Genomic DNA, 8,780 nt, shown 5'->3' on the forward strand with positions numbered 1-8,780 from the left:
TGGCAGCCCGGGCGCGCCTGGTGCACCCGGTCGACCCGGTGGCCCAGGCGGCCAAGCCCCGGTCCTGCCGGTGACCGGTGGCGGTGTGGTCCCGACCATGACCGGCGTCGGAAGTGTGATGGTCGTGCTGGGCGCATTCGCGTTCCTCCTCGCCCGGCGTCGACGCCAGGAGTCCTGACCGGTGGCCCGGCCGGCGCGAGTACGGCCGGGCCACGTGACATCGTCGGCCCGCTCCCCGATGGAGCGGGCCGGCGGCGTCCACCTGGTCGAATGAGTACGGCACCCGGTGCGAGCTCGGTCAGAGCTCAGTTCGGCGGCTCTCCGCGCGACCTCATCGACCGGGCAGGCCGGCCAGCCAAGCGTCCAGCTCCGCCGGGGAGCGCAGTAACACCACTCGCGGCGCGGACGGGTCCGCCTGCCAGGCCCGCATCCGCCGGCGGGCCCGGCCGAACGCGGTGACGTGCCACAGCAGGATCGAGTCCCGGGACAGCACACTGCTCAGCGACTCGCGGTTGCCGTTGCAGATCCCCTCGCCGGTGACCACCCGACGGGCGGTGCGGCGCAGCAACCGTCCGAACGAGCACCACCGTGGATAGTCCAGGCCGACGACCAGGTCGGCGCGGGCCAGCGGGACGTCCCGCCACCCGTGGTACGCCCCGTCGATGATCCAGCGGTCCCGTCGGCAGATCTCCTCGATCCGGCTGCGCTGCTGGGTGACCGGCACCTCGACCCAGCCCGGTTGCCAGAGCAGATCGTCCACCGGATACCAGGGCAGTCCGAGGTGGTCGGCCAGCCGCGCCGCGAGGGTGGACTTGCCGGAGCCGTACACCCCGTAGACCAGGACGCGACGCGGTGCGCTCATCGCGGCAGCGTACGTCGTGAAGGAAAATCAGTTGTCGGGCCGACCTGCCTGGGCCAGAGTGACGGCCATGACGTACTGACGGACACCACCCCCTGCTCCGCGCCACCGGTGACGCCTCCCGGGGCCGTGACGCCGTCCGTTCCCACGTTCGCAAGCGAGAAGTGAGCCTCCTTGTCCCAGCACCACCTCCCTCGGGAGCCCCTGCCCCCGTCCACCCCGGCCACCGTCACGGTGTTCGCCTCACCGACGAGCTGGATCGAGTCCGCGGCGCTCGCCCAGTGTCGACAGGTCGCCGCCCTGGACGGCATGCGGCACGTCGCCGCGATGCCGGACCTGCATCCCGGCAAGGGCGCGCCGATCGGCGCGGCCATGGCGTCGACAGTGCTGTACCCGTTCCTGGTGGGCTCCGACATCGGCTGCGGCATCGCCGTGTTTCCGATCAAGCTGAAACGGGCCGTACCGGAACGGCTCGCCGCCCGGTTCCCCGACCTCGACCAGGCGCTCGACCCGGTACGCGACGCCGACGACCCGGCCTGGGCCGCCGTCGACGGTGACGTTCCGGCCGGTCACCTGGACGGGCTCGGGACGGTCGGCCGGGGCAATCACTTCGTGGAGCTGGCCCGGGTCGACACCATCCTCGACGGGCGGCACGCCGGCCGGCTCGGGCTCGACGCGGGCGACCTCGTGCTCATCGTGCACAGCGGTTCCCGTGGCCTGGGCGAGCGGATCCTGCGCGCGCACACCGAGGTCCACGGTGCCGGGCCGGCTGTCGACCCCGCCGCCTACCTGCGCAGCCACGACGACGCCGTGCGCTGGGGTTCGCTCAACCGCCGGGTGCTGGCCGCCCGGGTGGCGCACGCGTTGGGGGCCGAGCCCACCGCCCCGATCGTCGATCAGTGCCACAACCTGGTCGAGGTTCAGGACGGGGTCTACCTGCACCGCAAGGGCGCGGCGCCGGGTGACGGGCGCGACGTTCTGATCGCCGGCACCCGGGGCACGGCGTCCTACCTGGTGGCCGCGCACGCCGGGCCGGACGCCAACCATTCCGTGGCCCATGGCGCCGGCCGCAAGATGTCGCGCGCCGACGCCCTGCGGCGGGGCCGGGCCAAGCACACCGTCGAGGAGCTGCGGCGTACCCCGGTCGGGTCGCTGGTGGTGTGCGGTGACCGGCAGCTGCTCTTCGAGGAGGCGCCCACGGCGTACAAGCGCATCGAGCAGGTGATCGCCGACCTGGTCGCGCACCGCCTGGCCACGCCGGTGGTCAGCACGACGCCTCTGGTCACCTACAAGACGCCCGACCCCGGGTCCGCCGCCCGAGCGGACCGGCGGGGACACCGCGGCAGGCGGGGCCGGTCGTGAACGTGTTCCTGCTGCTGTCGGCCGGACGGGGGCCGCAGGAGTGCGCCTGGGCACTGGGTCAGCTGCTGCACCGCCTGCGGAGTGAGGGCACCCGCCGAGGTCTGACGATCCAGCAGGTGCACGCGGTGCCCGGTGACCGCGCCGGCACCTACCGGTCGGTGCTGATCCGGATCTCCGGCGCCGACGCCGAGGCGTTCGCGGCGTCGTGGACCGGGACGCTGTGCTGGCAGGCCCCCAGCCCGTACCGGTCGGGCAACGGCCGGAAGAACTGGTACGTCACCGCCCAGCCACCCGAACGCGACGCCCGACCCACGACGTTCCGCGACGCGGACGTCGACGTCGTCGCCTGCCGCACCGGCGGGCCGGGTGGTCAGCACCGGAACAAGGCCAGCACCGCGGTACGCGCGACGCACCGCCCCTCGGGCATCGTCGTCGTGGTGGACGAGGAGCGGCAGTTCAGTCTCAACCGCCGGATCGCGGTGGAGCTGCTGCGCCAACGCGTCGAGCAGGGCGACGAGGCGGCCCGGCGGGCCGTCACCACCGCCCGCTGGCGCATCCACGACGGGCTGGTCCGCGGCGACCCGGTGCGGGTGGAACGTCCGCCGCCCCGGCGGCCGGGAGGCTAGCGACTCAGACCTCCAGCCCCGCGTCCGCGAAGGCCTGCGGCGCCTCCTGCGGCAGGTTGTGCCCGACGCCGCCGCCCACGGTCCGGTGCTCGTACGGCCCGGTGAACTGCTTGGCGTAGACGGTGGGCTCGACGTGGGGCGCACCGTTGGCGTCGCCTTCCATGGAGATGCTGGGCACGTTGATCTTCGGTTGCCCGGCGAGGCGCTGCTCGATCTCGTCGTACTGTGCCTCGCCGTCGGCGAGGGCCATCCGCCACCGGTAGTTGTGAATCACGATGTCGACGTGGTCGGGGTTGTCGAACGCCGCGGCGCTGCGGTCGTAGGTCGCGTCGTCGAAGGTCCACCGGGGGGACGCGGTGTGCCAGATCAGCTTGTTGAAGGCGCGCCGGTTCTTGTCGTAACCTTCCCGCCCGCGCTCGGTGGCGAAGTAGTACTGGTACCACCACGCCAACTCCGCCTTCGGCGGCAGCGGCGCCTTACCGGATTCCTGGCTGGCGATCAGGTAGCCGCTGACCGAGACCAGCCCTCGGCAGCGTTCGGGCCACAGCGCGGCCACGACATCGGCGGTCCGCGCGCCCCAGTCGAAGCCGGCCAGCTTCGCGGTGTCGATCTTCAGGGCGTCCATCAGGGCGATGAGGTCGAGCCCCATCGCCGCCGGTTCGCCGTTGCGCATGGTGTCGTCGGAGAGGAACCGGGTCGTGCCGTAACCCCGCAGGTACGGGACGACGACCCGGTGACCGGCAGCGGTGAGCAGCGGTACGACGTCGAGGAAGCTGTGGATGTCGTAGGGCCACCCGTGCAGGAGGATCACCGGGTCCCCGTCGAGCGGCCCGGCGTCCACGTACCCCACGTTCAGGAGTCCGGCCTCGACCTGTCGCAGGTCGGTGAACCCGCCAGCGGCTCTTGCCATCGGCTCTCTCCCCACGTCCGGACCTGCTCGGTTGGGCTGATCACGGCCGAATCTAGCGACCCGCCCGGGACGTGATCACCGTTCACACAAGGACCGCTGCGCGGATGCCGAACTGGGTAGGATGCCCGCTCCCCGCCGTCGTTGCGGGTGGAGGTCGTGGAGTGGTAGCCGCGGAACCGTAGGGTGTTGGCATGGCTGAGCGACCTCTGACCCTGATGGCGGTGCACGCCCACCCCGACGACGAGGCGACGAGCACCGGCGGCGTCCTCGCCCGCTATGCCGCCGAGGGGGTCACCACCGTGCTGGTGACCTGCACCGACGGGCGATGTGGGGACGGCCCGGGTGGGGTCAAGCCGGGCGAGGAGGGGCACGACCCGGCCGCCGTGGTGGCGATGCGTCAGGCCGAGCTGGAGGCCAGCTGCGCGGCGCTGAACGTCACCCACCTGGAGACCCTCGGCTACGCCGACTCGGGGATGATGGGCTGGCCGACCAACGACCAGCCCGGCGCGTTCTGGACGACCCCGGTGGCGGAGGCGGCGACCCGGCTCGCGGAGCTGATCCGGCAGTACCAGCCGGACGTGATCGTCACGTACGACGAGAACGGTTTCTACGGCCACCCGGACCACATCCAGGCGCATCGGATCACCATGGCCGCCGTCGAGCAGACGGACGTCCCGGCGAAGGTCTACTGGACCACGGTGCCGCGTACGGCGTTCGCGGAGTTCGGTCGGATCATGAAGGAGCTCGGCGTCGACTGGGCCGAGCCGGACGCGTCGCAGCCGCAGCTCGGCCTCCCCGACGACGAGATCACCACCTGGGTCGACACGAGCAAGTTCGGCGCGCAGAAGTTCAACGCGCTGGCCACGCACGCCAGTCAGACCGAGAACATCTTCTTCCTGCAACTCGGTCAGGAGCGGTTCACCGAGCTGATGGGCGTGGAGACCTTCCTGCGGGTCCGGGATCGGACCGGCGCGCCGACCCCCGAGGACGACCTCTTCGCCGGCCTGCGCTGACCGGTCTTACCCAACGGCACCGGGGCATCGTCGACCACCGCGTCGACGATGCCACCGGCGTGCGCCGGGGCCGGAAGCTGATCCCGGAAGTTTCGACGCTTGGTGGCCCAGGGCTGCGCAGGTCATGTGATGAATTTCCGGAAGTTTTCACCGTTGACGCCCAGACATAGATCGGCTTAACGTTTCGAGCGGGTTTCCGGTTTCCGGCCGGAACTACCGGTGTCGCCCGCCCACCCGACCACGTTCCCGCCGGCCAGCACCGGACCCTCGCCTCCTTGATCGACACATTCCCATTGATCGTTTGGAAGGAAGGCACATGAAGCTAAGGCAGTGGTCGACCGTCGGCCTGGTCGCCGTCGCGACTGTCGCGACGCTGAACACGGTGCCGGCCACCGCGAGCCGGCCGTACGACCCCATGACGCAGAGCCTCGCCACCCTCGGCCTGCGCCACGGTCTGCACGTCGGCACCGCGGTGGACATGGACGCCCTCAACGACGCCAGCGACCCCCAGTACCGCAAGCTGGCCTCCACCGAGTTCGCCTCGGTCACCGCCGAGAACGTGATGAAGTGGGAGAGCCTGGAGCCCACCCGTGGCACCTACAACTGGGCTCCGGCCGACGAGTTCGTGGAGTTCGCCAAGCGCAACCGGCAGAGCGTGCGTGGTCACGTGCTGGTCTGGCACAACCAGTTGCCCGCCTGGCTGACCAGTGGCGTCGCCGACGGCTCCATCAGCAAGCAGGAGTTGCGCGAGCTGCTGCGCAAGCACATCACCACTGTCGTCAACCGCTACAAGGGCAAGATCTGGCAGTGGGACGTGGTCAACGAGGCGGTCAGCGACCCCTGGGACACCCCGTCGACACTGCACTACAAGGGTTTCTGGGCGCAGAACCTGGGGCCCGGCTACATCGCCGACGCGTTCCGCTGGGCACGGGCCGCCGACCCGAAGGCGCTGCTGTTCTACAACGACTACAACATCGAGGCGTTCGGCTCGGGCAACCCGGCCGACGACAAGACCCAGTTCGTGTACGACATGACCAAGAGCCTGCGCGCTCAGGGTGTCCCGATCGACGGCGTCGGCGCCCAGGGCCACCTGGGCACCCAGTACGGCAACTTCGACACCCTCCAGGTGACGGCGGCGCTGAAGAAGTTCAGCGGGCTCGGCGTCGCGACGGCGTTCACCGAGGTCGACGTCCGCAGTCAACTGACGGCGGGCGTCCAGGCGGGCAACTCGGAGGAGATCAACCCGCGGCTCCAGGCGTCGGCCGCCAATTTCAGCGTGCTGATGAAGGCGTGCCTCGCCGTGCGGAGTTGCCTGTCGTACACGGTCTGGGGTTTCAGTGACAACCACTCGTGGGTGCCCGGCTGGTTCAGCGACCCGCCGGAGGGCCTGGCCACCATCTACGACGAGAACTACCAGCCCAAGCGGGCCTATTACGAGTTGAAGTCCGACCTGATCTTCGCTGGGCCGCCGTACGTCCTGCCCCGCGTCGCCCCCAAACCGCGCCGCTGACACGCATCTCGCCGGACGGGCCGTGTGGAGCTTGCCGAAGCTCCACGCGGCCCGTCTGCCACCACGGACGTCGGCGTTCGACTCACGTTCGGTGGCGTCGTTGCGCCATCTGGACGCCATCGGAGGGCTGGTGTCGGTTTCTGCCGGTTTATTGATGGTGTTGGTGTCACTATGGCAGGCGTGGGAACTGCGAAAACTGCCATGCCTGCGATCTCGCCGCTCACCGGCGATCCCATCAAGCGGGCCGATGCCGAGCGGCTAGCGGGGGTGCTGAAGGCCTTCGCCGATCCGGCGCGACTCCGGTTGCTCAGCCTGATCCAGTCCGCGCCGGAGGGTGAGGCGTCAGTGAGTGACCTCACGTCGGCGCTCAATCTCTCTCAACCGACGGTGAGTCATCACCTTCGGATCCTCACCGAGGCCGGCCTGCTCGAACGCGACAAGCGTGGGGTCTGGGCGTACTACCGCCTGGTGCCCGCCGCGATCGCGCAGATCGCCGACCTGTTGACGCCACCCCGGAAGCGGGCGACGAAGCGGGCCCGCTGACCGGGCCGGGGAGCCGGCCCGTCACATCCGCGCCAACGTTCGGATGCCGAGCAGGTCCAGCCCCTGCCGCAGGGTCCGGGCGGTCAGCCCGGCCAGCAGCAGCCGGCTCTCCCGCAGTTCGTCCGACGCGCGCAGCACCGGGCAGCGCTCGTAGAACGCGCTGAACGCGGTAGCCAGCCGGTGCAGGTACCCGGCGAGCTGGTGGAGTTCGAGGCTCCGCTCCACCTCGCCGACCACCCCGGCGAAGCCGAGCAGCTCGACCGCGAGCGCCCGCTCCGCCGGCTGCGCGAAGACGATCGGCGCATCCGGCCGCGCGAGGACGATCGGCGCATCCGGCTGCGCGGCGGTCCCGGCCCGCCGCAGCACCGACCGGATCCGGGCGTACGCGTACTGGAGGTAGGGCGCGGTGTTGCCGTCCAGCGCGAGCATCCGCTCCCAGTCCAGGACGTAATCCTTGGTCCGGTCGACGGACAGGTCCGCGTACTTGATCGCGCCGATGCCCACCGCGCGGCCGATCTCGGCGGCGGCTTCGGTGTCCAGGTCCGGGTTTCTGCTGCGGGCCAGGTCGGTGGCGCGGGCGACCGCCTCCTCCAGCAGGCCGACCAGCTTCACCGACTCACCGGCCCGGCTACGCAGCATCCGACCGTCGGCGCCGAGGATGGACCCGAAGCCCAGATGCTCGGCCCGGACCGGTGGGTGGAGCCAACCGGCCGCCTCGGCGACGGCGAACACCATCGCGAAGTGCTGCCGCTGCGGCAGGCCGACGACGTACAGCAGCCGGGTCGCGCCCAGCTCGCCGACGCGCTGCCGCAGCGCGGCCAGGTCGGTGGCCGGATAGCCGTACCCACCGTCACTCTTGCGCACGATCAGCGGCAACGGCGCGCCGTCCCGGCCGGTGAACCCGGGCGGGAAGACGCACTCGGCCCCACCGCTGGGCCGCAGCAGCCCCAGCCGGTCCAGGTCGTCGACGACACCAGCGAGCAGATGGTTGTAGGCGCTCTCGCCCCGGAAGTCGTCGCCGGACAACCCCACGTCGAGCAGGTCGTACACGGTCAGGAAGTACCGCTCGGACTGCGTCACCAGCAGCCGCCACAGCCGCCGGGTCCGCTCGTCGCCGCCCTGCAACGCGACCACCCGCAGCCGGGACCGTTCCCGGAACGCCTCGTCTTCGTCGAACTTCACGCGGGCCGCCCGATAGAAGGTGTCCAGGTCGCCCATCGACAGGTGCTGCGCGGCCTCGGCCTCACCGAGGTCGATCAGGTGCTCGATCAGCATGCCGAACGGTGTCCCCCAGTCACCCAGGTGGTTGACCCGCACCACCCGGTGCCCGAGCCAGGTCAGCAGCCGCACCGCCGCGTCACCGATGACGGTCGAGCGGAGGTGCCCGACGTGCATCTCCTTCGCCACGTTGGGCGCCGAGTAGTCGACCACCACGGTCTGCGGCGTCGCCGTCGACGGCACGCCGAGCCGGGCGTCGCCCGCCAGCCCGGCGACCAGGTCGGCCAGCGCCCGGTCGGCGAGTGTCAGGTTGATGAAACCCGGCCCGGAGACCTCGGCCGACACGCCGATGTCGTCGAGCACCGCGTGGGCCAGCACCGCGCCGGCGATGTCCCGCGGCGGGCGACCGAGCCGCCGGGCCAGCGCCAGCGCCGCGTCGGACTGGTAGTCCGCGCGCCCGGACCGCCGCACCAGCGGGTCGACCGGGCCGCCGGCCACCGCCGCGAACGCCGGTGCCAGCCGGTCGGACAACAACTTTTCAAGATCCATGGGTACGCCGATCTCGCTCGGACCCGCGCTGTCACGCGAGCCGTTGACGGGGAGATGCGGGCGGACCGAGGACGACCAGCGAACGACCGGCGGCTCGATCCGCCAGTCGCAGGAACAGGTCAGCGCGGGCGGGCGACGGATCGCCGGCGTCGCCCCGCACCGACCTGGACGTCACCCGACAGTCCGGTGG

The 8,780-nt window shown here is 71.0% G+C and carries 9 protein-coding genes; 6 read left to right on the forward strand and 3 right to left on the reverse strand.

The features are described 5' to 3' along the window. Positions 1 to 64: 64 nt before the first annotated feature. Entirely contained in the window at positions 65 to 178 is a 114-nt protein-coding gene (locus KBX53_RS37290) for an LPXTG cell wall anchor domain-containing protein (protein WP_369010002.1), read from the forward strand. Between the two features lie 153 nt (positions 179 to 331). Here KBX53_RS37290 and KBX53_RS12880 read toward each other — a convergent pair whose 3' ends face one another. Next, complete coding sequence (locus tag KBX53_RS12880) at positions 332 to 862, reverse strand: adenylate kinase (protein WP_210859381.1); 531 nt, start codon at positions 860 to 862, stop codon at positions 332 to 334. A 171-nt stretch (positions 863 to 1,033) separates the two neighbouring features. On the opposite strand from KBX53_RS12880, the gene KBX53_RS12885 reads away from it, so the two are divergent. After that, positions 1,034 to 2,221, forward strand: a complete 1,188-nt coding sequence (locus tag KBX53_RS12885) for an RNA ligase RtcB family protein (RefSeq protein ID WP_210859383.1) — start codon at positions 1,034 to 1,036, stop codon at positions 2,219 to 2,221. Next, positions 2,218 to 2,847, forward strand: coding sequence for a peptide chain release factor H (prfH, locus tag KBX53_RS12890; RefSeq protein ID WP_210859385.1), 630 nt, complete (start codon positions 2,218 to 2,220; stop codon positions 2,845 to 2,847). The genes KBX53_RS12885 and prfH overlap by 4 nt, the downstream gene beginning before the upstream one ends. 4 nt (positions 2,848 to 2,851) lie before the next feature. Here prfH and KBX53_RS12895 read toward each other — a convergent pair whose 3' ends face one another. After that, the gene (locus tag KBX53_RS12895; protein WP_210859387.1) at positions 2,852 to 3,757 is read right to left on the reverse strand and encodes an alpha/beta fold hydrolase; all 906 of its coding nucleotides are present in this window, start codon (positions 3,755 to 3,757) and stop codon (positions 2,852 to 2,854) included. Positions 3,758 to 3,948: 191 nt separating this feature from the next. Here KBX53_RS12895 and KBX53_RS12900 point away from each other — a divergent pair, with 191 nt between their 5' ends. From KBX53_RS12900 to KBX53_RS12910, 3 genes are all read left to right on the forward strand, one after another. Further along, positions 3,949 to 4,770, forward strand: a complete 822-nt coding sequence (locus KBX53_RS12900; RefSeq protein ID WP_210859398.1) for a PIG-L family deacetylase — start codon at positions 3,949 to 3,951, stop codon at positions 4,768 to 4,770. A gap of 316 nt (positions 4,771 to 5,086) precedes the next feature. Next, positions 5,087 to 6,280: an endo-1,4-beta-xylanase gene (locus tag KBX53_RS12905; RefSeq protein WP_210859399.1), complete on the forward strand. Its 1,194-nt coding sequence runs from the start codon at positions 5,087 to 5,089 to the stop codon at positions 6,278 to 6,280. Between the two features lie 201 nt (positions 6,281 to 6,481). Then, a complete protein-coding gene (locus tag KBX53_RS12910) occupies positions 6,482 to 6,823 on the forward strand; it encodes a helix-turn-helix transcriptional regulator (RefSeq protein ID WP_030333934.1) in 342 nt (113 codons plus the stop codon). Positions 6,824 to 6,844: 21 nt separating this feature from the next. On the opposite strand, the gene argS is transcribed toward KBX53_RS12910, so the two are convergent. Continuing rightward, positions 6,845 to 8,590 carry an arginine--tRNA ligase gene (gene argS / locus KBX53_RS12915; RefSeq protein WP_210859408.1) on the reverse strand — a complete coding sequence of 582 codons (1,746 nt, stop codon included), beginning with the start codon at positions 8,588 to 8,590 and terminating at the stop codon, positions 6,845 to 6,847. Positions 8,591 to 8,780 lie beyond the last annotated feature (190 nt).

The organism is Micromonospora sp. M51 (genome assembly GCF_018070305.1).
Taxonomy (GTDB): domain Bacteria; phylum Actinomycetota; class Actinomycetes; order Mycobacteriales; family Micromonosporaceae; genus Micromonospora; species Micromonospora parva.

Coding starts and splice junctions, on each gene's coding strand:
- KBX53_RS12880 (WP_210859381.1), bottom strand. CDS start 862: ATGAGCGCACCGCGTCGCGTCCTGGTCTACGGGGTGTACGGCTCCGGC.
- KBX53_RS12910 (WP_030333934.1), top strand. CDS start 6,482: ATGCCTGCGATCTCGCCGCTCACCGGCGATCCCATCAAGCGGGCCGAT.
- KBX53_RS12905 (WP_210859399.1), top strand. CDS start 5,087: ATGAAGCTAAGGCAGTGGTCGACCGTCGGCCTGGTCGCCGTCGCGACT.
- KBX53_RS12900 (WP_210859398.1), top strand. CDS start 3,949: ATGGCTGAGCGACCTCTGACCCTGATGGCGGTGCACGCCCACCCCGAC.
- argS (WP_210859408.1), bottom strand. CDS start 8,590: ATGGATCTTGAAAAGTTGTTGTCCGACCGGCTGGCACCGGCGTTCGCG.
- KBX53_RS12895 (WP_210859387.1), bottom strand. CDS start 3,757: ATGGCAAGAGCCGCTGGCGGGTTCACCGACCTGCGACAGGTCGAGGCC.